At 70.9% G+C, this 21,322-nt stretch carries 28 protein-coding genes and 4 tRNA genes; 25 read left to right on the top strand and 7 right to left on the bottom strand.

The annotated features are described in order from the left end of the window. Window positions 1–32: 32 nt before the first annotated feature. Window positions 33–959, bottom strand: a complete 927-nt coding sequence (gene rarD, locus ABD213_RS06515) for an EamA family transporter RarD (RefSeq protein WP_344326102.1) — start codon at window positions 957–959, stop codon at window positions 33–35. A 69-nt stretch (window positions 960–1,028) separates the two neighbouring features. On the opposite strand from rarD, the gene ABD213_RS06510 reads away from it, so the two are divergent. The 5 genes from ABD213_RS06510 to ABD213_RS06490 all read left to right on the top strand — a co-directional run bounded on the left by ABD213_RS06510 (window position 1,029) and on the right by ABD213_RS06490 (window position 4,507). Next, window positions 1,029–1,622, top strand: coding sequence for a class I SAM-dependent DNA methyltransferase (locus ABD213_RS06510; protein WP_344326100.1), 594 nt, complete (start codon window positions 1,029–1,031; stop codon window positions 1,620–1,622). Further along, on the top strand, window positions 1,619–2,134 hold the full coding sequence (locus ABD213_RS06505; protein ID WP_344326097.1) for a thermonuclease family protein: 516 nt from the start codon (window positions 1,619–1,621) through the stop codon (window positions 2,132–2,134). Before ABD213_RS06510 ends, ABD213_RS06505 begins: the two co-directional genes overlap by 4 nt. 21 nt (window positions 2,135–2,155) lie before the next feature. Then, window positions 2,156–2,563, top strand: coding sequence for a hypothetical protein (locus ABD213_RS06500; RefSeq protein ID WP_344326095.1), 408 nt, complete (start codon window positions 2,156–2,158; stop codon window positions 2,561–2,563). Between the two features lie 31 nt (window positions 2,564–2,594). Next, window positions 2,595–3,317 carry a YwaF family protein gene (locus tag ABD213_RS06495; RefSeq protein ID WP_344326093.1) on the top strand — a complete coding sequence of 241 codons (723 nt, stop codon included), beginning with the start codon at window positions 2,595–2,597 and terminating at the stop codon, window positions 3,315–3,317. Window positions 3,318–3,400: 83 nt separating this feature from the next. Beyond that, window positions 3,401–4,507: a carboxylate-amine ligase gene (locus ABD213_RS06490; protein ID WP_344326090.1), complete on the top strand. Its 1,107-nt coding sequence runs from the start codon at window positions 3,401–3,403 to the stop codon at window positions 4,505–4,507. Here ABD213_RS06490 and ABD213_RS06485 read toward each other — a convergent pair. Next, complete coding sequence (locus ABD213_RS06485; RefSeq protein ID WP_344326088.1) at window positions 4,494–4,985, bottom strand: YajQ family cyclic di-GMP-binding protein; 492 nt, start codon at window positions 4,983–4,985, stop codon at window positions 4,494–4,496. The two genes, ABD213_RS06490 and ABD213_RS06485, sit on opposite strands and share 14 nt — an antisense overlap. A gap of 162 nt (window positions 4,986–5,147) precedes the next feature. Here ABD213_RS06485 and ABD213_RS06480 point away from each other — a divergent pair, with 162 nt between their 5' ends. The 9 genes from ABD213_RS06480 to ABD213_RS06440 all read left to right on the top strand — a co-directional run bounded on the left by ABD213_RS06480 (window position 5,148) and on the right by ABD213_RS06440 (window position 9,160). Beyond that, window positions 5,148–5,459 carry a CD225/dispanin family protein gene (locus ABD213_RS06480; RefSeq protein ID WP_344326086.1) on the top strand — a complete coding sequence of 104 codons (312 nt, stop codon included), beginning with the start codon at window positions 5,148–5,150 and terminating at the stop codon, window positions 5,457–5,459. A gap of 64 nt (window positions 5,460–5,523) precedes the next feature. Continuing rightward, the gene (locus ABD213_RS06475; protein WP_344326084.1) at window positions 5,524–5,892 is read left to right on the top strand and encodes a DUF2752 domain-containing protein; all 369 of its coding nucleotides are present in this window, start codon (window positions 5,524–5,526) and stop codon (window positions 5,890–5,892) included. 104 nt (window positions 5,893–5,996) lie between these two features. After that, window positions 5,997–6,078: transfer RNA gene (locus ABD213_RS06470), tRNA-Tyr, on the top strand. Between the two features lie 118 nt (window positions 6,079–6,196). Continuing rightward, window positions 6,197–7,249 (top strand): quinone-dependent dihydroorotate dehydrogenase, encoded by a 1,053-nt coding sequence (locus ABD213_RS06465; protein ID WP_344326082.1) that lies wholly within the window; start codon window positions 6,197–6,199, stop codon window positions 7,247–7,249. Window positions 7,250–7,301: 52 nt separating this feature from the next. Continuing rightward, window positions 7,302–7,598: a hypothetical protein gene (locus tag ABD213_RS06460; protein WP_344326079.1), complete on the top strand. Its 297-nt coding sequence runs from the start codon at window positions 7,302–7,304 to the stop codon at window positions 7,596–7,598. A 52-nt stretch (window positions 7,599–7,650) separates the two neighbouring features. Next, window positions 7,651–7,723 (top strand) — tRNA-Thr (locus ABD213_RS06455). 30 nt (window positions 7,724–7,753) lie between these two features. Continuing rightward, window positions 7,754–7,827 (top strand) — tRNA-Met (locus tag ABD213_RS06450). Window positions 7,828–7,893: 66 nt separating this feature from the next. Further along, entirely contained in the window at window positions 7,894–8,064 is a 171-nt protein-coding gene (rpmG, locus tag ABD213_RS06445; RefSeq protein WP_344326077.1) for a 50S ribosomal protein L33, read from the top strand. 49 nt (window positions 8,065–8,113) lie between these two features. Continuing rightward, complete coding sequence (locus tag ABD213_RS06440) at window positions 8,114–9,160, top strand: UDP-N-acetylmuramate dehydrogenase (RefSeq protein ID WP_344326075.1); 1,047 nt, start codon at window positions 8,114–8,116, stop codon at window positions 9,158–9,160. Between the two features lie 123 nt (window positions 9,161–9,283). Here ABD213_RS06440 and ABD213_RS06435 read toward each other — a convergent pair whose 3' ends face one another. The 5 genes from ABD213_RS06435 to ABD213_RS06415 are packed head-to-tail and all read right to left on the bottom strand — an operon-like array spanning window position 9,284 to window position 13,333. Continuing rightward, window positions 9,284–9,820, bottom strand: a complete 537-nt coding sequence (locus ABD213_RS06435) for a DUF4190 domain-containing protein (protein ID WP_344326073.1) — start codon at window positions 9,818–9,820, stop codon at window positions 9,284–9,286. 28 nt (window positions 9,821–9,848) lie between these two features. After that, window positions 9,849–10,307 carry a DUF4190 domain-containing protein gene (locus ABD213_RS06430; protein ID WP_344326071.1) on the bottom strand — a complete coding sequence of 153 codons (459 nt, stop codon included), beginning with the start codon at window positions 10,305–10,307 and terminating at the stop codon, window positions 9,849–9,851. Next, on the bottom strand, window positions 10,304–11,338 hold the full coding sequence (locus tag ABD213_RS06425; RefSeq protein ID WP_344326069.1) for an adenosine deaminase: 1,035 nt from the start codon (window positions 11,336–11,338) through the stop codon (window positions 10,304–10,306). Before ABD213_RS06425 ends, ABD213_RS06430 begins: the two co-directional genes overlap by 4 nt. 49 nt (window positions 11,339–11,387) lie before the next feature. Beyond that, entirely contained in the window at window positions 11,388–11,903 is a 516-nt protein-coding gene (locus ABD213_RS06420; protein ID WP_344326067.1) for a hypothetical protein, read from the bottom strand. 17 nt (window positions 11,904–11,920) lie between these two features. Then, entirely contained in the window at window positions 11,921–13,333 is a 1,413-nt protein-coding gene (locus ABD213_RS06415; RefSeq protein WP_344326064.1) for an NAD-dependent malic enzyme, read from the bottom strand. Window positions 13,334–13,502: 169 nt separating this feature from the next. On the opposite strand from ABD213_RS06415, the gene ABD213_RS06410 reads away from it, so the two are divergent. The 11 genes from ABD213_RS06410 to ABD213_RS06360 all read left to right on the top strand — a co-directional run bounded on the left by ABD213_RS06410 (window position 13,503) and on the right by ABD213_RS06360 (window position 21,321). After that, window positions 13,503–13,575: transfer RNA gene (locus ABD213_RS06410), tRNA-Trp, on the top strand. 65 nt (window positions 13,576–13,640) lie between these two features. Further along, entirely contained in the window at window positions 13,641–13,862 is a 222-nt protein-coding gene (gene secE, locus ABD213_RS06405; protein ID WP_344326062.1) for a preprotein translocase subunit SecE, read from the top strand. Further along, a complete protein-coding gene (gene nusG, locus ABD213_RS06400) occupies window positions 13,859–14,680 on the top strand; it encodes a transcription termination/antitermination protein NusG (RefSeq protein WP_425546028.1) in 822 nt (273 codons plus the stop codon). Before secE ends, nusG begins: the two co-directional genes overlap by 4 nt. A gap of 142 nt (window positions 14,681–14,822) precedes the next feature. Then, window positions 14,823–15,254 (top strand): 50S ribosomal protein L11, encoded by a 432-nt coding sequence (gene rplK, locus ABD213_RS06395; protein ID WP_344326058.1) that lies wholly within the window; start codon window positions 14,823–14,825, stop codon window positions 15,252–15,254. Window positions 15,255–15,364: 110 nt separating this feature from the next. Next, window positions 15,365–16,078 carry a 50S ribosomal protein L1 gene (gene rplA, locus ABD213_RS06390; protein ID WP_344326056.1) on the top strand — a complete coding sequence of 238 codons (714 nt, stop codon included), beginning with the start codon at window positions 15,365–15,367 and terminating at the stop codon, window positions 16,076–16,078. Between the two features lie 162 nt (window positions 16,079–16,240). Then, entirely contained in the window at window positions 16,241–17,071 is an 831-nt protein-coding gene (locus tag ABD213_RS06385; protein ID WP_344326054.1) for an SCO4651 family lipoprotein, read from the top strand. Between the two features lie 254 nt (window positions 17,072–17,325). Then, complete coding sequence (rplJ, locus tag ABD213_RS06380) at window positions 17,326–17,946, top strand: 50S ribosomal protein L10 (protein ID WP_344326052.1); 621 nt, start codon at window positions 17,326–17,328, stop codon at window positions 17,944–17,946. Between the two features lie 56 nt (window positions 17,947–18,002). Continuing rightward, entirely contained in the window at window positions 18,003–18,398 is a 396-nt protein-coding gene (gene rplL, locus ABD213_RS06375; RefSeq protein ID WP_344326049.1) for a 50S ribosomal protein L7/L12, read from the top strand. A 354-nt stretch (window positions 18,399–18,752) separates the two neighbouring features. Beyond that, window positions 18,753–19,712 (top strand): ABC transporter ATP-binding protein, encoded by a 960-nt coding sequence (locus tag ABD213_RS06370; RefSeq protein ID WP_344326047.1) that lies wholly within the window; start codon window positions 18,753–18,755, stop codon window positions 19,710–19,712. 53 nt (window positions 19,713–19,765) lie between these two features. Further along, complete coding sequence (locus tag ABD213_RS06365; protein ID WP_344326290.1) at window positions 19,766–20,485, top strand: MlaE family ABC transporter permease; 720 nt, start codon at window positions 19,766–19,768, stop codon at window positions 20,483–20,485. Between the two features lie 2 nt (window positions 20,486–20,487). Beyond that, window positions 20,488–21,321, top strand: a complete 834-nt coding sequence (locus tag ABD213_RS06360; RefSeq protein WP_425546025.1) for an MlaE family ABC transporter permease — start codon at window positions 20,488–20,490, stop codon at window positions 21,319–21,321. The last annotated feature ends 1 nt before the right edge of the window (window position 21,322 follow it).

Here is a 21,322-nt window from a genome sequence, read left to right as displayed (position 1 = left end):
CGACGGGGCGTCGTCGCGTCCGGCGCCCTCGGTCACACGGCGCTCTCGGCTGCCCGTCGCAGCACCCTGCGCCGGTGCGTCACGGCGTCGGCCGTGAACACGACGAGAGCGGTCCAGATGAGCACGAAGCCGGCCCAGCGTGCCGGCGACATCGCCTCGCCGAAGACGACGAGACCGAGGACGAACTGCACCACGGGCGTGAGGTACTGCAGCAGCCCGATCTGCGTCAGGCTGAGCCGTGTCGCCGCAGCCGAGAACAGCAGCAGCGGGACGGCGGTGACCACGCCGGTCGCCGCGAGGAGGACGGCGTTGACCGTACCGGCGTGGGCGAACACGAGGTCGCCGCGCAGCTGCAGCGTCATCAGGAACGCGAGGGCGAAGGGCGCCAGGACGAGAGTCTCCATGCCGAGGCCCTCGACCGCACCGAGGTCGGCGCGCTTCTTCAGGAAGCCGTAGCACGCGAAGGACGACGCCAGCAGCAGGGCGATCCACGGGGGGCGTCCGAGGTCGACGGTCAGGACGAGCACGGCGGCCGCGCCGAGCGTGACGGCACCCCACTGCGGGGGCCGCAGCCGCTCGCCGAGCACGACCACACCCAGCAGGACGGTCACGAGCGGGTTGATGAAGTACCCGAGCGACGTCTCCACGACGTGCCCGCTCGTCACCCCGTAGATGAAGCCACCCCAGTTGACGGCGATGGCCACCGAGGCGAGGCTCACGACGACGAGCGTCCTCGGGTCGCGGGCGATGGCCGTGAGCCTGCGCCAGCCGCCGAGCACGGTGAGTGCGACGGCCACGACGAGCAGGGACCACACGATGCGGTGGGCCAGGACCTCCAACGACCCGGCGGGAAGCAGCAGCGGCCAGTACAGCGGGAAGAAACCCCAGCACAGGTACGCGCCGACGCCGAACCCGAGCCCGCCGGAGCGGCTCGACCGGTCGTCCTCGGGAGTGTCCACCGAGGGAGCGTACGCCCGTGGGGAACCGAGGTCCGCGGTGCGTCGGTGCGGGGCGGCAGGATGGGGGCCATGGACGCGACCCCACGGTGGTTCACCGAGACCGACGAGGGCCACTCCGCCTGGTACGTCGAGCACTTCCGCGCGCTGGCCGCCGAGGGGGCCGACCTCGAGGGCGAGGCCCGGTTCGTCGACGCCTCGCTGCCTCCAGCCTCGAGGGTGCTCGACGCCGGCTGCGGCCCCGGCCGACTCGGTGCCGCCCTGCACGCACGCGGTCATCGGGTCGTGGGCGTCGATGCCGATCCGGTGCTGCTGGCGGCCGCCCGCGAGGACCACGTCGGACCACGATGGGTCCTGGCCGACCTCGCGCGGCTCGACCTCGGTGAGGTCTTCGACGCGGTCGTCGCCGCGGGCAACGTGATGGTGTTCCTCGCTCGGGGCAGCGAGGAGGTCGTCGTCGGGCGGCTGGCCGCCCACGTCGCGCCCGACGGAATCCTGGTGCTGGGCTTTCGCACCGACCGCCACGTGACCCCGGACGACGTCGAGGCCGCCGCGACCCGCTCCGGGCTGCACCCGGAGCACCGGTTCGCCACGTGGGACCTGCGGCCCTGGCGCGACGACGCCGACTTCGTGATCGTCGTGTGCCGTCGACCGGGGACGACGTGACCGCTCGGGCACGTCTGGCCGTCGTCGCCGCGACGGCCGTCGCGGCGACGGGCGTCCTGACGTGGTGGACGTCGCAGGAGCCGCAATCCGCCACGACCGAGTCGCAGGACGCCGTCGTCGAGAGGGTCGTCGACGGTGACACGCTGCTGCTGGCCGACGGCGAGCGCGTGCGGGTGCTCGGCATCGATGCCCCCGAGGCGGCGCGCGACGGCCGCCCGGCCGAGTGCGGCGCCGACGAGGCCACGGCGGCAGCCCGCCGCCTCGTCGAGGGCCGGCCGGTGCGCCTGCGGTCCGATCCCGGCCAGGCCGACCGGGACGACTTCGACCGACTGCTGCGCTACGTCGAGACGCCGGACGGGACGGACCTCGGCCTGAACCTCGTCACCGAGGGGCACGCCCGGGTGTTCGCCCCACGCGGTGACGTCGCGAGGCAGTCGAGCCTCGAGCGCGCCGAGGCGCAGGCCCGAGACCGGGGCGTCGGGACGTGGACCTGCTCACCTCCGGGAGCATGAGAAGTCCCTCATCGGGGCATCATGCGCATCTCACGCTCCGGTGGTTCCCTCATGGTCATGACGATCCACCGCACCTTCAGCACCGTCGCCCTCACCGCCGTCCTCGCCCTGGGCGTGAGCGCGTGCGGCTCCGACGACGAGGCCCGTCCCATCCCCACGTCCGGCTCCATCGAGATGGACGAGAGCGCCTCGCCCAGCCCGCAGGCCACCGCCCCGCGTGGCGACGACGGTGACGACGTCACCGACCCCGAGCTGCGCGAGCGTCTCGAGCAGATCGCCCTCGACGAGGTCGGCGACGGACGCATCGACGACGTCGAGTACAGCGACGACAGCACCCACGCCTACGAGGTCGAGGTCGACCTCGCGAGCGGCGACGACGTGACCGTCGAGATCTCCGAGGACTTCGAGGTCGTGCGCGTCGACCGGTGACGCCGCTCCGGCACCTCGCTATATTCGGGAGATGCCGGAACGGTTCGAGATGTTCGGGGGGCAGCACGTCACCGCGCTGCTGATCTTCGCGCTCGGCGTCCCAGCAGCCGTCTGGCTGGGGCGGCGGGTGCGCGGCACGAGCGCCGAGCAACGGGTCAGTCGCGCCCTCGCCGTCGCGATCGTCTCCGTCACCGTGCCGCTCCAGCTGCTGCAGCTCATGCCTGCGGAGTGGGACCTGGACACGTCGCTGCCGTTCCAGCTCTGCGACCTCGCGTGGATGGTCGCCGTCCACGCCCTCTGGACGCGGTCCCGTGTCAGTGCCACGATCGCCTACCTGTGGGGCATCACTCTCACCACGCAGGCGATGATCACTCCCGACCTCGTCACGCCGTTCCCCGAACCACGGTTCGTGATGTTCTGGGCGACGCACATCCTCATCGTGTGGGCGGCGATCTACCTCGTCCCCGGCCTGCGGATCGTGCCGACGTGGCGGACCTATGGCTGGGCCGTCGGGGCGACCGGGGCGTGGGCGGTGGCAGCGTTCACGTTCAACGTCGTCGCGGGGACCAACTACGGGTTCCTGAACGCCAAGCCGTCCCAGGGCTCGGTCCTCGACCTGCTGCCGGCCTGGCCCTGGTACGTGGCCGTGCAGGTGGTGGTCGTGGCAGCCGCGTGGGCGCTCATGGTGCTGCCTTGGCAGCGGGCAGTCGAGGAACGGCGCCGTGGGACGGGCGCTCGCGGCCGCGAGGGTTGACGCACCCTCGAGCGGGTACACCGCCCCAGCCGTCCCGACGAAGGAGCCCCCATGATCGCCGACCGCACACCGAGGAACCGACCGTGAGCGCCGCCCGACGCACCGTCGGCATCGAGGAGGAGATGTTCCTCGTCGACCCCGCGACCCATGCCGTCGTCCCGCGCTCGGGGGGTGCGGTCACCGCCGAGGGACGCGACGGCGACGCCGACGACCTCGTCGAGCAGGAGATGTTCCTCGAGCAGGTCGAGACCACCACCGAGCCGTGCGAGGTGCTCGAGGACCTGAGGCGCGCGGCACGCACCTCCCGCACGCACGCCCTGCGTGACGCCGAGGAGGTCGGCGCGACCTTGATGGCCTCCTCGACCGTCGTCCTCGGTCCCGCGGGGCGGTTGGTGCCCGACGACCGGTACGCGACCATGGTCGAGCGTCACCGGTCGATCGCCGAGGAGGTGGTCGTCAACGGCATGCACGTGCACGTGGGGGTCGACTGCGCCGAGGAGGGCGTGAGGGTCCTGGACCGCATGGCGGTCTGGCTGCCGGTGCTTCAGGCCCTCTCGGCGGCGTCACCGGTCGAGCACGGGGTCGACACCGGTTTCGCCTCCTGGCGAGCCGAACGCTGGGAGCGTTGGCCGACCGCCGGTCCGGCCCAGCCGTTCGGCACGCCGGAGGCCTACGAGGCGATGGTCGCGGACCTCGTCGAGTCCGGCGCCGCCGTGGACGACGGGATGGTGTACCTGGACGCCCGACTCGGCAGGGGACTCCCGACGGTCGAGGTCAGGGTCGCCGACGTCCAGGCCGACCTCGACGATGCCGTCGTCCTCGCCGGCCTGACCAGGGCCCTCGTCGCCACGTGCGCCGAGACGACGACACCGGTGCAGCGGGTCGAGACGCTGCGGGTCGCACGGTGGCGTGCACGTCGGTACGGACTGACCGACCGACTGCTGGACCCCTCGACGGCCCGGCTGCGTCCCGCTGCGGACGTCGTCGCGAACCTGCTGGAGCTCGTGCGACCGGCACTGGAGGAGGCCGGCGACGTCGAGATCGTCGACGACGCGGTGCGTGGCTGGGCCGCGACGGGTGGGCACGCGCGGCGGCTGCGGGAGGTCGCCGCGAGGTCGCCGGAGACGCTCCCGGCCCGCCTGAGCCAGGTCACCGTCCAGGGGTTGGACGGGGTCGTCAGCGGTAGTTGACGAACTGCACGGGGATCTCGAGGTCGGCGCCCTTGACGAGCGCGATGACCGCCTGCAGGTCGTCGCGCTTCTTGCTGCTCACCCGCAGCTCGTCGCCCTGCACCTGCGTCTTGACGCCCTTCGGCCCCTCGTCGCGGATCAGCTTGGCGATCTTCTTGGCGTGCTCGGTGCTGATGCCCTGGCTGAAGGTCCCGTTGATCTTGACCTCCTTGCCGCTCTGGCGCGGGTCGCCGGTCTCCAGCGCCTTGAGGGAGATGCCGCGCTTGACGAGCTTCTCCTTGAAGACGTCGAGGACGGCGAGCGCCCGTTCGTCGGCGTTCGCGGTGATCTCGACGCCCTCCTCGCCCTTCCACTCGATGGAGGCACCGGTCCCGCGGAAGTCGTAGCGGGTCGAGATCTCCTTGACCGCCTGGTTGAGGGCGTTGTCCGCCTCCTGGCGGTCCAGCTTGCTGACGATGTCGAAAGACGAGTCGGCCACGGTGCTCCTCCGGCGGTCGGGTGGGTCGATCCAGCCTAGATCACCGGTACGCACCCGCGGGGTGCGGAGCGGCAGTGGCGCTCCCGGCGCGCGGAACGATAGGTTGCCGACGTCAGCCGCCGCCCGGGCGGCACGTCGTCCTTCAACGATCAGGGGTACCTCATGACCGATCCTGCCGCCCAGCCGTACAACACGCCGAGCCAGCCGCCGTCGAACAACCTCGTCTGGGGCATCCTGACGACGATCTTCTGCTGCCTGCCGCTGGGCATCGTCTCGATCGTCTACGCCGCGCAGGTCAACGGCAAGTGGCAGGCCGGCGACGTCGCCGGCGCCCAGGAGTCCGCCGACAAGGCCAAGAAGTTCGCGATCTGGGCCGCCGTCATCGGCCTGGTGCTCACCGCCCTCTACGTCGTCCTCGTCGTCATCGTCGGCATCGGTGGCGGGCTCGCGGAGATGGACAGCTCTGAGTTCTGACCCCGTCTCGACGGACCCACCGTCGCCGTCCTCGCGACGTCGACGGTGGGTCCCGTTCGTCGCCGTGGGCCTCGGGTCCGCGGCGGCCGTCGGCATGCTGGCCACCGTCGATCCCAACGAGCCCGGCCACTACCCGACGTGCCCGCTGCTCGCCGGCACGGGCCTGTTCTGCCCCGGCTGCGGTGCGCTGCGGACGGTGCACGCCCTCGCCCACGGCGACGTCCTCACCGCTGTCGAACGGAACCCGCTCGCAGTGGCGCTCCTGCCGCTCGTCGTGCTCGCGTGGGTGCTGTGGGGGCTCCGGCTGGCCGGGCTCACCCGGTGGAGCCCCACCGAGGTCCCCGGGCGGTGGGTGTGGGGACTGCTGGGCGTCGTGCTCGTCTACTGGGTGGCACGCAACGTCCCCGGGTGGACGTGGCTGTCGCCGCTGTGAGCGACCCTTCCCGAGCGCCTCGCCGGCGCCGCCGGGTGCGGTTTCGCCCCGTGGGCCTGCCTGCGATAGTCTCGGACGTCGTCGCCTCCGGGTGACGCACCCGAGGCAGGTTGCCCGAGCGGCCAAAGGGAGCTGACTGTAAATCAGCCGGCATTGCCTTCAGAGGTTCGAATCCTCTACCTGCCACGGTCCGGACGGCCCCGGCGATCACCGATCGCCGGGGCCGTCGCCCGTCCCGGGACCCGCGAGGACCGGTCGCCCGGCGCCGACCCCGCAGCGGGTCGGGCACCACTAGGCTGCTGCCGTGGCCTACGACGCGTTCTTCCGCACGGTGTTCGCCTCCATGGATCCCGAACGCGCCCACGAGCGGGCCTTCGCCGCGATCCGTCTCGGGGGTCCGGTCCTGGGTCGCGTGGTCGACGTACCGCCTGCGCCGCGCACCGTCATGGGCATTCGCTTCCCGCACCCCTTCGGTCTCGCCGCCGGGTTCGACAAGAACGCTCGCGCCGTCCCCGGACTCCTCGCCCTGGGCTTCGGCCACGTCGAGATCGGCACGGTGACCGCTCGGCCTCAGCCGGGCAACCCTCGCCCCCGCCTGGTGCGCCTCGTCGACGACCAGGCCATCGTCAACCGGATGGGCTTCAACAACGACGGTGCGGCGCAGGTCGCGAGCAGGCTGCACCGATTCCGACGTCGCCACGGCGACGCCCCGGTCGTCGGCGTCAACATCGGCAAGACCAAGGTCGTCCCGGTCGAGGACGCCGTCGCCGACTACGTCGAGAGCGCCCGCCTGCTCGCGCCGTACGCCAGCTACGTCGTCGTCAACGTCTCGAGCCCCAACACGCCCGGTCTGCGCGACCTGCAGTCCGTCGCGGCGCTGCGGCCGGTCCTGGCTGCCGTGCGCGAGGAGGTCGGCGACCGACCGCTGGCGGTCAAGATCGCGCCGGACCTCGCCGACGAGGACGTCGTGGCGATCGCCGACCTCGCGCTCGAGCTGGGGCTCGACGCCGTGAGCGCCACGAACACCACGGTCGAGCGCCCGGCCTCCCTGCGCTCGTCGGCGGAGCTGGTGCGCGCTGCCGGCGCCGGAGGGCTGTCCGGACCCGTCCTCGCGGAGCGTTCGACGGCCGTCCTGAGGTTGCTGCGCGACCGGGTGGGACAGCGGCTCGCCCTGGTCGGTGTCGGCGGGGTGAGCACCGAGCACGACGTCCGCGAGCGGCTCGACGCCGGCGCCGACCTCGTCCAGGCCTACACGGGCTTCGTCTACGGCGGCCCGACGTGGCCCTCGCGCCTCGCGCGGGCAGCCGGTGCCCACGGGGTCGTTGCTGCGCGCCGGACCGGCATGGGTGAGGCATGAGCCAGCCTCCCGGCCCAGGATGGGGCTACCCGCCACCGGATCCCGAGGCGCCGTGGGGCGCGATCCGTGGGGCGTGCCGTACTCCGACAAGTCCAGGACGACGGCCGGCCTGCTGCAGGTCCTGCTGACGTTCATGTGCGCCGTCGGCGGCGTGGGTCGGCTCTACGCAGGGCACACGGCCATCGGGTTGCTGCAGCTGCTCGGGATCCTGGTCTCCATCCCGATGATGTTCCTCCTGGTGGGCTTGCTGACCCTGCCCGCCTTCGTCCTGTGGTCGCTCATCGACGGCATCCTGATGTTCACCGGCCGCCCGGTCGACGCCGCCGGGCGACCCTTGCGACCGACCTGACCGACCCGATTTCGGGTTCCGTCGGCGACCCTGTATGTTTGGTCGTCGGCACGCCCCTTTAGCTCAGTCGGCAGAGCGTTTCCATGGTAAGGAAAAGGTCTACGGTTCGATTCCGTAAAGGGGCTCTGAGAGGCGAGGACCACTCGTCGCTCCACGGCTGGGTAGCTCAGGTGGTTAGAGCACACGACTCATAATCGTGGGGTCGCGGGTTCGAGTCCCGCCCCAGCTACTCCGGTGCCGCTGCTCCGTGCAGCGACCGACGGCCCCCGAACGCACACGAAGAAGAGGCAGAGCGATGGCGAGCAAGAGCTCCGACGTTCGACCCAAGATCACCTTGGCTTGCACCGAGTGCAAGGAGCGCAACTACATCACGAAGAAGAACCGTCGCAACGATCCCGATCGTCTCGACATGAAGAAGTTCTGCCCGCGTTGCAAGACGCACCAGACGCACCGCGAGACGCGCTGAGCGTTCCTCGCCCGACGAGGCCCCCGGTCACCCGACCGGGGGCCTCGTCGTGTGCGGGCTCGGTAGGGTGACGGACGTGGACCTCGCCGACCTGACGACGCTGCGCCTCGGTGGTCCGGCCCGCAACGTCGTCGACGCCACCACGGAGGCCGAGCTCGTCGAGGCCGTCCGCGTGATCGACGAGGCGGGGGACCCCTTGCTCCTGGTCGGCGGGGGCAGCAACCTCGTGGTGGCCGACGAGGGCTTCGACGGGACCTGCCTGCGTGTCCTGACCCGAGGTGTCGACGTCGTGTTGGACGCGTGCAGCGGCGCGACCGTGACGGTGGCCGCGGGGGAGCCGTGGGACCCGTTCGTCGCACGCGCCGTCGAGACCGGTTGGGTGGGCCTCGAGGCCCTCTCGGGGATCCCCGGGTCGGTCGGTGCCACCCCGGTCCAGAACGTCGGCGCCTACGGCCAGGAGGTCGCCCAGACGATCGCCTCGGTCCGCACGTGGGACCGCTACGACCGGGTCGTGCGGACGTTCGCGGCGGCCGACTGCGGGTTCGCCTACCGCACGAGCCGCTTCAAGGTCGAACCCCGCCGCCACGTGATCCTCTCGGTCACCTTCCAGCTCGGGCTCGGAGACCTGGGGACCCCCGTCGCCTACGCCGAGCTCGCTCGAGCGCTCGGCGTCGAGGTGGGTGAGCGTGCTCCGCTCGCGGCGGTGCGCCAGGCCGTCCTCGCGCTGCGGTCGGCCAAGGGGATGGTCCTCGACGCCGAGGACCACGACACCTGGAGCGCGGGCTCGTTCTTCACCAACCCCGTCCTGCCCGCCGACGCGGCGGCGGCGTTGCCGGCCCAGGCGCCGCGGTTCGAGCAACCCGACGGCTCGGTCAAGACGAGTGCCGCCTGGCTGATCCAGCACGCCGGCTTCGGGCGGGGTCACGGCGACGGTCCGGCCCGCCTGTCCACGAAGCACGCCCTCGCGCTGACGAACCGCGGCGGCGCGACCACCGAGGACCTGCTCCGACTGGCGCGCGAGGTCCGCGACGGCGTCCGCGCGACCTACGGGATCTCGCTGGAGCCAGAGCCGGTGCTCGTCGGCTGCGAGCTGTAGCCCCCCGCGGGCCGCGGTTTACCACGGTCCCAAGGGAAGACTGTTCTCCCCGCGGCAGATCTGCCGCGGGAAGTGGGTGCTTGCCGTGGGACCGTGGTAAACCGCAGCCCGGAGCGCGGTGGGTCAGTAGGAGTAGCTGGTCGTCGACGACGTGCTGACGCCGATCGCGATGAGTGCGACGAAGGCGACGAGGGCGATGATGCCGAGGATCAGCAGCACGGTGCCGATGATGCCGAGGATGCGTCCGGCCTGGGCCTCGCCGCGGCCGCCCAGCGTCCCACCCGAGGCGTCGATCTCCTTGACGGCACGTCCGCCCATGACCCATGCGAACGGCGACGCGAGGATCGGCAGCAGGCACATGAGACCGCCGGCGACGGCGATGATCCCGATGACCATCGACGTCGTCGCACTCTGGTGCTTCGGGGGCAGCGGGTTGACCGGTCCGGGGTACGGCTGTCCCCCCGGGTACGCCTGCCCGTACTGCTGGTCACCGGGGTACTGCTGGCCCGACGGGTAGGAGGGGCCGGACGGGTAGGACTGACCGTACGGCTGCTGCGGCGGCGTCTGACCGTAGGACTGCTGGTCCTGCCCGTCCTGGCCGGCCCCCCAGGGCTGGTCGGGGGAGCCGTCGGACGAGGGAGTGCCGTTGGTGTCGCTCATGTGCCTCAGCCTTCCACATCGGCACGGCTCACGGCTCGTACCCGGTGGAGGAGCCGGTGACGAGCCACGTGACGAGCGCGACCGCGACGACCGCGGCGGTGCCGAAGACGAGGAGCACGGTGCCGACGGCGCCGGTGACGATGCCGGCGGTGGCGAAGGGGCTCGGGGCCCAGGTGCGCTCGTCGCGCTCGGCCTCGCGACGGGCGACGGCCCCGTAGTACCAGGCGACCGGGCTCAGGGCGAAGGGGACGAGGCAGAACAGCCCGCTCAGTCCCACGAGGCCGAGGACCATCGCGGGTACCGCCCGGGGGTGGGTCGAGCGCGACGGCGGCCCGAGGTGGGGCGACGGCGCGGCCTGGACCGGGTGGGGTGTCGACGACGCGTCTCGCGGGTGGGCCGTCGGCGCGTCCCGGGTGGGTCCGACGTCCGTCGGGCCGCGGTCGTCGGGCCCCGACGCCGACCCCGGCGGCGGGTGGGGGTCGCTCATGCCTGCATCCCACCATCGGTCGGCCGCTCCAGCCACTGCTGGATGTCGCGCTCGGCCGCTTCACGGACGTGCGGCGGCGCCGACGACGCGGCGAAGGACGAGCGGGCGAGGTGGGCGAGCTCGTCGTCCTCGAAGTGCTGGGCGGCCCGAAGGATCGCGTACTGCCCGGCGAGGCGGGTGCCGAACAGCAGGGGGTCGTCGGCACCGAGGGCGACGGTCGCGCCCGCAGCGACGAGGTCACGCACGGGGACCTCGTCGATGGTGCGGTAGACGCCGAGGGCGACGTTGGAGGTGGGGCAGACCTCGAGTGCGATGCCGGCGTCGACGATGCGGGCGAGCACGTCGGGGTCCTCGACGGAGCGGACGCCGTGCCCGAGGCGGTCGGGCCGCAGGTGGTCGAGGCACTCGCGCACGTGCGCCGCGCCGCGGAGCTCCCCGCCGTGGGGCACGGAGCGAAGCCCGGCGCGCTCGGCGATGGCGAAGGCGGGGCCGAACTCCGCCGTCGTGCCGCGTCGCTCGTCGTTGGACAGCCCGAAGCCCACCACACCCCGGCCGACGTACTGCGCGGCCAGCCGCGCGAGCGTCCGTGCGTCCATCGGGTGGCGGGTGCGGTTGGCGGCGACCACGAGACCGATCCCGAGTCCCGTGCGCTCGGAGGCGTCACGGGCGGCGTCGATGACGAGGTCGGTGAACGCGGTGATGCCGCCGAACCTCGCCGCGTAGCCGGACGGGTCGACCTGCATCTCGGTCCACAGCGCACCGTCGACGACGTCGTCCTCGGCCGCCTCGCGCACGAGCCGGCGGATGTCGTCCTCGGTCCGCAGCACCGACCGGGCGACGTCGTAGAGCCGTTGGAAGCGGAACCACCCCTTCTCGTCGTCGGCCGAGAGCTGCGGCGGCCAGTCCTCGGTGAGGCTGGTCGGGAGCCGGATGCCGTCGCGCTCGGCCAGCTCGACGAGGGTGGCGTGCCGCATCGAGCCGGTGAAGTGCAGGTGCAGGTGCGCCTTCGCGAGCTCGGTGACGGGCCTCATCGCCCCATCCAACCAGGGCCTCACGAGGGGGCCACGGAGTGCATGCGCCTCAGGCGTGGCCGAACGTCTCGCGCAGTCCCGACCGGGCCCCGTCGGCCTCCAGCGCCGTCGCGACGCGGTCGACGTTCGCGCGGCTCGGCCAGCAGTTGAGGAGGATGAGCACAGCAGCGGGGAGGGCGACGACGAGCAACGGCCACGGCCCCTCGTCGGCCACGAAGGTCCAGGCGAGCACGATGATGAACCCGGCCTCGGTGACGGCGAAGCGCAGCATGGTCGAGGACTGGAAGCGGTTGAGGGACTCGCGCCGCACGGCGTCGTCGTTCCGCGCGTCGGAGCCTGCAGGCAGGGTCGGGACCCGGAACCCGATGAGTCGTGCCGCCAGTGCCGCGCCGAGCACGACGGCCACGCAGACGCCGACGGTGAGCGGGTCGGGCGACGTGCCCTCGGCCGGCAGCACGAGGGCCACGGCGACGGTGATGACGGGCACGGCCCCGACGAGGGCGAGGACGAGGATGCGGAACGTCCGTGCGGGGTCGGCGGGAGCGGGCTGCGGGTCCGGGCTCATGGACGGCAGCGTAGCGATCAGGAGTCGAGTGCCCGGGCGGCGCTCTCCACGGCCGCGGCGACCGTGTGGTGGACGTCGGGGTGGAACACGCTGGGCACGATGTAGTCGGCGTTGAGCTCGTCCGGACCGACCGTGCCGGCCAGGGCGTCGGCGGCGGCGACCAGCACCGGCACGTCGATCCCGTGGCTGCGGGCGTCGAGCAGGCCGCGGAAGACCCCGGGGAAGGCGAGGACGTTGTTGATCTGGTTCGGGTGGTCCGAGCGGCCGGTCGCCACGACCGTCGCGTGACGTCGCGCGACGGCCGGGTCGATCTCGGGGTCGGGGTTGGCGAGGGCGAAGACGATCGCGTCGTCGGCCATCGTCTCGACGTCCTCGCCGGTGAGCAGGTCCGGGGCACTGACCCCGACGAACACGTCGGCCCCGGGCAGGGCGTCGCGCAGCCCGCCGGTCAGGCCGGCGGGATTGGTGTGGTCGGCGATCCACGCGAGCGTCGGGTCGGCGTCGCGCCGCTCGCGCGCCACGATCCCGTCGACGTCGCACACCACGACGTCGCGCAGGCCCGCGCCCAGCAGGAGCTTGAGGATCGCCGTCCCGGCCGCGCCTGCGCCGACGAGGACGACGCGGACGTCGGCCAGCTCCTTGCCCACGACCCGCAGGGCGTTGCGCAGCGCGGCCAGGACCACGATCGCGGTCCCGTGCTGGTCGTCGTGGAAGACGGGGATGTCGAGGCGCTCGCGCAGGCGGGCCTCGACCTCGAAGCAGCGTGGTGCCGAGATGTCCTCGAGGTTGATCCCGGCGAAGCCGGGGGCGACGGCCGCGACGGTCTCGACGATGTGGTCGACGTCCTGGGTGTCGAGCACGAGCGGCCAGGCGTCGATGTCGGCGAAGCTCTTGAACAGCGCGGCCTTGCCCTCCATCACCGGCAGCGCGGCGTGCGGGCCGATGTTGCCAAGACCCAGGACCGCCGACCCGTCGCTGACCACGGCGACGCTGTTGCGCTTGACGGTGAGGCGACGCGCGTCCTCGGGGTCCGCGGCGATCGCGGTGCAGATCCGCGCCACGCCGGGCGTGTAGATCATCGAGAGGTCGTCGCGGTTGCGCAACGGGTGCTTGGCGGCGGTCTCGATGACGCCGCCCAGGTGCATGAGGAAGGTGCGGTCGGAGACCTTCTGCACCTCGACGTCCGGGACGGCGCGCAGCGCGTCGGCGATCTGCTCGGCGTGCTCCTGGCCGTGCGAGGAGCAGGTGAGGTCGATCCGCAGCCCGTCGGAGCGCGACGACGCCACGTCGAGGGCCGTCACGAGCCCGCCGGTGCGCTCGACGATCGTGGTGAGCTCGCCGACGGCGGTGCCACCGGCGGGGACCTCGAGCCGGATCGTGATGGAGTTGGACACGCTCGGGAGCGGGGCGGGGGCGCTGGGTCGACTCACGGGTACCGTTCTAGGCCACGGCCGGCCTACGCGCGAGTCACTCCTCGACCACCCCTTCGCGCCGGTTTCCCTTCGGCGGGGCGGACCCCGTACACTGGCTCGAGCCGGTGGAAACCACGATGATTCGTCATGCCCTCGTGCAGGCGCCTCGGCGTCGGTCCCACCCCGAACGGCACTAGCTCAACTGGCAGAGCATCGGTCTCCAAAACCGAAGGTTGGGGGTTCAAGTCCCTCGTGCCGTGCGACGGCCCACCCGCCGGGTGGGCCCGACGAGACACACCACGACACACGACGAGAGGGACCCCCAGTGAGCGAGCGCCACGAGCTGTCGGGCCGGAAGCAGGAGCGCACGTCGCCCCTGACCTTCCTGCGACAGGTGATCGCCGAGCTGCGCAAGGTGGTCTGGCCGACCCGTCCGCAGGTCGTCAACTACTTCTTCGTCGTGCTCGTCTTCGTGCTGATCATGATGGCGTACGTCTCCGCACTGGACTTCGGGTTCGGTCGGCTGATGTTCGCCGTCTTCGCCTGAGTCCCGCAAGGAATCCTGTGACTTCTGAGACCAACGAGGACACCCCCGTGTCCGAGACCGACCCTGCCGCGACCGAGGTCGAGGACACCGTCGACGCGACGTCCGAGGACGAGCCCAGCTCCGACGAGCCCGGCTCGGACGAGTCCGGCGTCGACGACACGTCCGACGCGGGCGATGTCGAGGACGAGGTCGCCGAGACCGTCGACGCGCTCGCTGAGTTCCGCGAGCGGCTGCACAGCCAGTTCGGCGACTGGTACGTCATCCACACCTACTCGGGCATGGAGAAGCGGGTCAAGGCCAACCTCGAGAACCGCATCACCTCCCTCAACGCCGAGGACGACATCTTCGAGGTCGTCGTCCCGACCGAGGAGGTCGCCGAGATCAAGAACGGTCAGCGCAAGCTGGTCAAGCGGACCGTGCTCCCCGGCTACGTCCTGGTCCGCATGGACCTGACCGACGAGTCCTGGGGCGTGGTGCGCCACACCCCCTCCGTCACCGGGTTCGTGGGCAACTCCCACCAGCCGGTGCCCCTCAGTCTCGCCGAGGTCGAGCAGATGCTCGCCCCGGCGGTGGAGGCCGAGGTCGCGGCCCAGGCCGTGCCCGACGCCCCCGATGCGCCGCAGTCCAGCGGCCCCAAGGTCGAGTTCGCCGACTTCTCCGTCGGCGACTCCGTCATGGTGGTCGACGGTCCGTTCGCGACGCTGCACGCGACCATCACCGAGATCAACCTCGACGCGCAGAGGGTCAAGGCCCTGGTCGAGATCTTCGGACGCGAGACCCCGGTCGAGCTCAGCTTCACCCAGGTGCAGAAGGCGTGATCGCGAAGCGATCACGCGTTGAGTAGCCGGTAGCGAGGTACGAGCGACCGGCGCATCGAGACCCCAGGTGGAGGAGTCGATCCGCCCCGTCCCCGGCTCCCCACCACCACACAGCAACAATCCATCACGAAGGACCCACGAAATGCCTCCCAAGAAGAAGGTCGCTGCCCTCGTCAAGGTGCAGCTCCAGGCCGGTCAGGCCAACCCCGCCCCGCCGGTCGGTACCGCCCTCGGTCCGCACGGCGTCAACATCATGGAGTTCTGCAAGGCGTACAACGCCGCCACGGAGTCCATGCGCGGCAACGTCGTGCCCGTCGAGATCACGATCTACGAGGACCGCTCGTTCTCGTTCGTGACCAAGACGCCGCCCGCCGCCGAGCTGATCAAGAAGGCTGCCGGCCTGCAGAAGGGCTCCGGCACGCCGCACACCGACAAGGTCGGCAAGCTCAGCGCCGAGCAGATCCGCGAGATCGCCGAGACCAAGATGCCCGACCTCAACGCCAACGACCTCGAGCAGGCGATGAAGATCGTCGAGGGCACCGCTCGATCCATGGGAGTGAGCACCGATCGCTGATCGGGGCCTCCTGCAGCACCTGGTGCGACGACCGTCGCGCCAGTCCCCGTGGCAGGGCCAGCTGGGCCCGATCGACCACACCTGGTGAGAACAACAGAAGGAAGCCAGTCATGACACAGCGAAGCAAGGCCTACCGCGCCGTCGCCGAGAAGATCGACCCCGACGCGCTCTACTCGCCCCTCGAGGCGGCGCGCATCGCCCGCGAGTCGGGCAGCAAGAACTACGACTCCACGGTCGACGTCTCCCTGCGCCTCGGGGTCGACCCGCGCAAGGCCGACCAGATGGTGCGCGGCACCGTCAACCTGCCGCACGGCACCGGCAAGACCGCCCGGGTCCTGGTCTTCGCCACCGGTGCCAACGCCGAGGCCGCGCGCGAGGCGGGCGCCGACCACGTCGGTGCCGACGAGCTCGTCGAGAAGGTCAACGAGGGCTGGCTCGACTTCGACGCCGTCGTCGCCACCCCGGACATGATGGGCAAGGTCGGTCGCCTCGGCCGTGTCCTCGGTCCGCGCAACCTGATGCCGAACCCCAAGACCGGGACGGTCACCCCCGACGTGGCCAAGGCCGTCGGCGACATCAAGGGCGGCAAGGTGCAGTTCCGCGTCGACCGGCACGCCAACGTGCACTTCGTGATCGGCAAGGCCTCCTTCACGGCCGAGCAGCTCGCCGAGAACTACGGCGCCGCCCTCGACGAGATCCTGCGACTGAAGCCGTCGAGCTCCAAGGGTCGCTACGTCAAGAAGGTCACGATGTCCACGACGAACGGCCCCGGCATCCCGGTCGACCCCGCGCGGGCGCGCAACTACGCCGACGACGAGGCCTGAGCCCGACCTCCACGACGCCCCGGTGCCGGTCCGAGAGGACCGGCGCCGGGGCGTCGTCGTGCGGCGCGCGTGGCAGGGTGCCCAGGGAACGAGGACGCCACCCCTGGACCCCGCGGCCGTCCTCGAGCTCGCCGGTCCATCCTCGTGACCTAGGCTCGACGCATGCGCTCCCTCACGATGAAGAAGCTCGGCTCGGCCTGCGCCGTCGCGACGGTGACCGTCCTGATCGGGGGCCTCGGGCTCGCCGGCTGCAGCGGCTCGGAGACCACGAGCGGCGGTGGTGACGACGTCGCCGTCGGGGAGGACGCCGGGACCGAGCTGACGCGGGAGAACTTCTTCGAGGAGCTGTCGGCCGCGCAGGTCGAGGCCGGCAGTGCCCGCGTGACGATGGACCTCGGCGAGGCCGCCGGTGGCGTGGCCATGCAAGGTGACGTCGTCATCGGGGAGTCGGTCGAGGACACGGCCATGACGGCCACGTTGGAGACCGGCGACACAGGTCCGGGCACCGTCGAGATGCGGCTCGTGGACGGTGTCCTCTACATGAACCTCGGCGCGATGACCGAGGACAGGTTCGCCGCCCTCGACCTGCAGGACGAGGACGACCCCGTCGTGCAGCAGTTCGGGTCGCTGACCGACTCCTTCGACCCTGCGCGCCAGCTGGAGACCCTCGAGGGCGCCGTCACCGGGTTCGAGCAGGCGGGTGCCCCCGAGCAGCTCGACGGCGTGGAGGCGACCCCGTACAGCGTGAGCGTCGACGGAGCCGCGATCGTCGAGAACGCGGGCCAGGACCCGTCCGCGCTGGGCGGCGCTGTTCCCGACGAGCTCGTCTACACCTTCTACGTCGGGCCCGACAACCTGCCGCGCCGCATCGTCACCGACGCCACCGCGATGTCCCTGACCATGGACTTCTCCCGCTGGGGGGAGGAGGTCGTCGTCGAGAAGCCGGCCGACGACGAGATCACCACGGAGAGCCCGTTCGGCCGGGCAGGCTGACCGCGCCCCGACGAGGGGCGGTCGTGACGATTTGGTCGTGGCGGGCCGTCGTCGTACGATGGACGCTGCCGAAGACCGCTGGTTCGGGTCCCACCCGGGATCCGTGAAGGTCCTCCACGGAGGACGCCCGCGCAGGTTACGAGTAGAGAGTCCCTCGCGGACTCCGGTGAGATCCTCGCCCCGTGCCTGCGCACGGGGCGTTCGTCGTCGTGGGGCTTCACCCGCCGGTCGGAGGTGGAACCGGAAGGAGACCCATGGCAAGCCCGGACAAGGTCGCGGCCGTCGCCGACCTCGCGCAGAGCCTGCGCGAGGCCGACGGTGTCGTCCTCACCGAGTACCGCGGTCTCACCGTGAAGCAGCTGCAGGACCTGCGGCGTTCACTGGGTGGGAGCGCGAGCTATGCCGTCGCCAAGAACACGCTGACCAAGATCGCCGCCAAGGACGCCGGCATCGAGCTCGACGAGAGCTTGCTGATCGGCCCCACCGCCATCGCCTTCATCAACGGCGACGTCGTGGAGGCGGCCAAGGGACTGCGTGACTTCGCGAAGGCGAACGATCCACTCGTCATCAAGGGCGGCTTCCTCGACGGGAAGCAGCTCAGCGCTGACGACATCACGAAGCTGGCGGACCTCGAGTCGCGCGAGGTCCTCCTCGCCAAGCTCGCCGGCGCCATGAAGGGCAGCCTTCAGAACGCCGTGTCCCTCTTCAACGCTCCGCTGGCCCAGACCGCCCGTCTCGTGGGCGCGCTGGAGGCCAAGCGGGCCGAGGAGGGTCCCGCCGACGACACGACGGCATCGGCACCTGCCGACGCCGCCCCCGAGGCCGAGGCAACCGCCGACGCCGAGCCCGCCGACGCGGGAACCACCGAGGGCTGAACGCCCGATCATGATCGGGACCCCCTCGGGGTCTCACCGAAAGGAAGGACGCCACCATGGCGAAGCTCAGCACCGACGAGCTGCTCGACGCATTCAAGGAACTGACCCTCATCGAGCTCTCGGAGTTCGTGAAGGCCTTCGAGGAGACCTTCGAGGTCACCGCGGCCGCCCCCGTGGCCGTCGCCGCAGCCGGCGCACCCGCTGCCGGTGGTGACGCCGGCGGCGCCGCCGAGGCCGAGAAGGACGAGTTCGACGTCGTCCTCGAGGGCGCCGGCGACAAGAAGATCCAGGTCATCAAGGAGGTGCGCGGTCTCACGAGCCTCGGCCTGAAGGAGGCCAAGGACCTCGTCGAGAGCGCCCCCAAGGCCGTTCTCGAGGGTGTCAACAAGGAGACCGCCGACAAGGCCAAGGAGGCCCTCGAGGCCGCCGGTGCCTCCGTCACCCTGAAGTGACGCACGCCTGATCGAGCGAGGTCCTCGACCTCGCGACACGACGCCCACCCCGGGTCCGCCCGGGGTGGGCGTCGTCGTTCCCGAGGGGCTCGCGGCGCGGGCCCGGGACCTACGGACGGCCGGGTGCGGGTCTCCCGACCCGGATCGTCCACGTGGTGAGCATCACGTTTGTCAACGGGAGTTACTTGCAGGTACGGTGCGCGGAGCGTGTGACGTGGAACCCATGGCGCGCGTAGTCAATCTGCTTGCTTGTTTCGTAACCCGATGGGGTGGCGATCGTTAGGCTAGTGTTCCGGGTCACAGTCCGGCGGACGGGGGAGCCGTCGGTCGGTCCGCGCTGAAGAGGAGGGTCACGTGGGCGTCGAGGTCAAGGTCGAGGGTCTGACCAAGAAGTTCGGGTCGCAGCTGATCTGGAACGACGTCACGCTCACGCTGCCGGCGGGGGAGATCTCCGTCATGCTCGGCCCCTCGGGCACGGGCAAGTCGGTGTTCCTGAAGTCCCTCATCGGGCTGCTCAAGCCGGACGCCGGCCACATCCACATCGAGGGCGTCGACATCGCCACGTGCAAGGAGAAGGACCTCTACGAGGTCCGCAAGCTCTTCGGGGTGCTGTTCCAGGACGGCGCGATGTTCGGCTCGATGGACCTCTACGACAACGTCGCGTTCCCGCTGCGCGAGCACACCAAGAAGTCCGAGTCCGAGATCCGCAACATCGTCATGGACAAGATGGAGCTCGTCGGCCTGACGGGGGCGGAGAACAAGCTGCCCGGAGAGATCTCCGGCGGAATGCGCAAGCGCGCCGGGCTGGCTCGCGCGCTCGTGCTCGACCCCGAGGTGCTGCTGATCGACGAGCCGGACTCCGGCCTCGACCCGGTCCGCACCGCGTACATCAACCAGCTGTTCATCGACCTCAACGCCCAGATCGACGCGACGTTCCTGATCGTCACGCACGACATCAACACCGCGCGCACCGTCCCCGACAACATCGGCCTGCTCTACCACAAGCACCTGGCGATGTTCGGCCCTCGCGAGATGCTGCTCACCTCCACCGAGCCCGTCGTGGCGCAGTTCCTCAACGCCCAGCGGGTCGGACCGATCGGCATGAGCGAGGAGAAGGACGCCGACGAGCTCGCCGCGGAGTCCGGCCAGGAGATGCCGCCGCTGCCTCCGGTGGCGCTGCAGATCGAGCCGTCCGACGGTCGTCCGCGTCGGGCTCAGCGTGAGCCGGGAGCCTGGTGCCGCGAGAACGGCGTCGTCCCGCCGGAGGGCTCCTTCGAGGCCGACATGCCCATGACCCCCGGAGTGAGTGCGTGAGCGTCGCCCAGGTCACGGCTCCGGCGCGCGTCGCCGGTGGTCTGTTCGCCTTCATGCTCGACGTCTTCGTCGCGCTGTTCAAGCGACCCTTCCAGCTGAAGGAGTTCTTGACCCAGGCGTGGTTCATCGTCACCGTGACGATCATCCCCACGGCCCTGGTGGCCATCCCCTTCGGCGCGGTCATCGCGCTGCAGGTCGGCGGGCTGATCCAGCAGTTCGGCGCCCAGTCCTTCACCGGTTCCGCGGCCGTGCTGGCCGTGGTCCGCAACGCCGGTCCCATCGCGACGGCGCTGCTCATCGCCGGCGCGGCCGGGTCGGCCATCGCCGCCGACTTCGGCTCGCGCAAGATCCGCGAGGAGCTCGACGCGATGATGGTGCTGGGCATCGATCCCATCCAGCGTCTGGTCGTCCCGCGCGTCCTCGCCGCCATGCTGGTGGCGGTCTTCCTGAACGGGCTCGTCTCGGTCGTCGGTGTGGCCGGCGGCTACGTCTTCAACGTCGTCCTCCAGGGCGGGACCCCAGGTGCCTACCTCGCGTCCTTCACCGCGCTGGCGCAGATGCCGGACATCTATCAAGGCATGGTCAAAGCCATCCTGTTCGGCTTCGTGGCGGCCATCGTCGCCTCCTACAAGGGCATGAACGCCAAGGGCGGACCCAAGGGCGTCGGCGACGCGGTGAACGAGTCCGTCGTCATCACCTTCATCCTGTTGTTCATCATCAACTTCGTCGTCTCGGCCACGTATATCCAGCTCGTGCCGCCCAAGGGGATGTGACGATGGCGAACTCACGTGTCAGCGCGCTGTACGAGACCCCGGCCGAGAAGCTCGACGAGCTCGGTCGCCAGATGCTGTTCTACCTGCGCGTCATCAAGGCCGTCCCGGTCACGCTGCGCAAGTACTCCAAGGAGGTCGTGCGCCTGTTGGCCGAGGTCGCCCTCGGCTCCGGGTCGCTCGCCATCATCGGCGGGACGGTCGGCGTCATCGCCGCCATGACCTTCTTCACCGGCACCGAGGTCGGCATCCAGGGCTACGCCGCCCTGGACCAGCTCGGCACCGCCGTGCTCGCCGGCTTCGTCTCGGCCTACTTCAACACCCGCGAGATCGCACCCATCGTGGCCGGCATCGCCCTCGCGGCCACCGTCGGCTGCGGCTTCACCGCCCAGCTCGGCGCCATGCGCATCTCCGAGGAGGTCGACGCGCTCGAGGTCATGGCGATCCCGTCCATGCCCTTCCTGGTGACCACCCGCGTCATCGCGGGTCTGGTCGCGGTCGTGCCGCTGTACGTCGTCGGCCTGCTGTCCTCCTACTTCGCGACGCGCCTCACGATCACCCAGCTGCAGGGCCAGAGCGCCGGCACGTACGACCACTACTTCAACACCTTCCTGCCACCAGGGGACGTGCTGTGGTCCTTCGGCAAGGTGCTCATCTTCGCGGTCGTCGTGATCCTCATCCACTGCTACTACGGCTACTACGCCACCGGCGGACCCGCCGGGGTGGGCGTGGCCGTGGGCCGTGCCGTCCGGACGTCCATCGTCGCCGTCAACGTCGTCGACCTGCTCGCCTCGATGGCGATCTGGGGCACGACCGCCACCGTGAGATTGGCAGGCTGAT

This window comes from Aeromicrobium halocynthiae, assembly GCF_039531385.1.
GTDB lineage: Bacteria > Actinomycetota > Actinomycetes > Propionibacteriales > Nocardioidaceae > Aeromicrobium > Aeromicrobium halocynthiae.
This window is presented reverse-complemented; position numbering and strand designations above follow the sequence as displayed.

Bases quoted from the DNA above. Each gene is read 5' to 3' on its own strand.
- rplJ (WP_344326052.1), top strand. From the start codon at position 17,326: ATGGCAAGCCCGGACAAGGTCGCGGCCGTCGCCGACCTCGCGCAGAGC.
- ABD213_RS06430 (WP_344326071.1), bottom strand. From the start codon at position 10,307: ATGAGCGACCCCCACCCGCCGCCGGGGTCGGCGTCGGGGCCCGACGAC.
- ABD213_RS06360 (WP_425546025.1), top strand. From the start codon at position 20,488: ATGGCGAACTCACGTGTCAGCGCGCTGTACGAGACCCCGGCCGAGAAG.
- rplA (WP_344326056.1), top strand. From the start codon at position 15,365: ATGACACAGCGAAGCAAGGCCTACCGCGCCGTCGCCGAGAAGATCGAC.
- ABD213_RS06435 (WP_344326073.1), bottom strand. From the start codon at position 9,820: ATGAGCGACACCAACGGCACTCCCTCGTCCGACGGCTCCCCCGACCAG.
- ABD213_RS06480 (WP_344326086.1), top strand. From the start codon at position 5,148: ATGACCGATCCTGCCGCCCAGCCGTACAACACGCCGAGCCAGCCGCCG.
- ABD213_RS06385 (WP_344326054.1), top strand. From the start codon at position 16,241: ATGCGCTCCCTCACGATGAAGAAGCTCGGCTCGGCCTGCGCCGTCGCG.
- rplL (WP_344326049.1), top strand. From the start codon at position 18,003: ATGGCGAAGCTCAGCACCGACGAGCTGCTCGACGCATTCAAGGAACTG.
- ABD213_RS06365 (WP_344326290.1), top strand. From the start codon at position 19,766: ATGCTCGACGTCTTCGTCGCGCTGTTCAAGCGACCCTTCCAGCTGAAG.
- rplK (WP_344326058.1), top strand. From the start codon at position 14,823: ATGCCTCCCAAGAAGAAGGTCGCTGCCCTCGTCAAGGTGCAGCTCCAG.
- ABD213_RS06510 (WP_344326100.1), top strand. From the start codon at position 1,029: ATGGACGCGACCCCACGGTGGTTCACCGAGACCGACGAGGGCCACTCC.
- ABD213_RS06420 (WP_344326067.1), bottom strand. From the start codon at position 11,903: ATGAGCCCGGACCCGCAGCCCGCTCCCGCCGACCCCGCACGGACGTTC.
- ABD213_RS06495 (WP_344326093.1), top strand. From the start codon at position 2,595: ATGCCGGAACGGTTCGAGATGTTCGGGGGGCAGCACGTCACCGCGCTG.
- ABD213_RS06425 (WP_344326069.1), bottom strand. From the start codon at position 11,338: ATGAGGCCCGTCACCGAGCTCGCGAAGGCGCACCTGCACCTGCACTTC.
- rpmG (WP_344326077.1), top strand. From the start codon at position 7,894: ATGGCGAGCAAGAGCTCCGACGTTCGACCCAAGATCACCTTGGCTTGC.
- ABD213_RS06500 (WP_344326095.1), top strand. From the start codon at position 2,156: ATGCGCATCTCACGCTCCGGTGGTTCCCTCATGGTCATGACGATCCAC.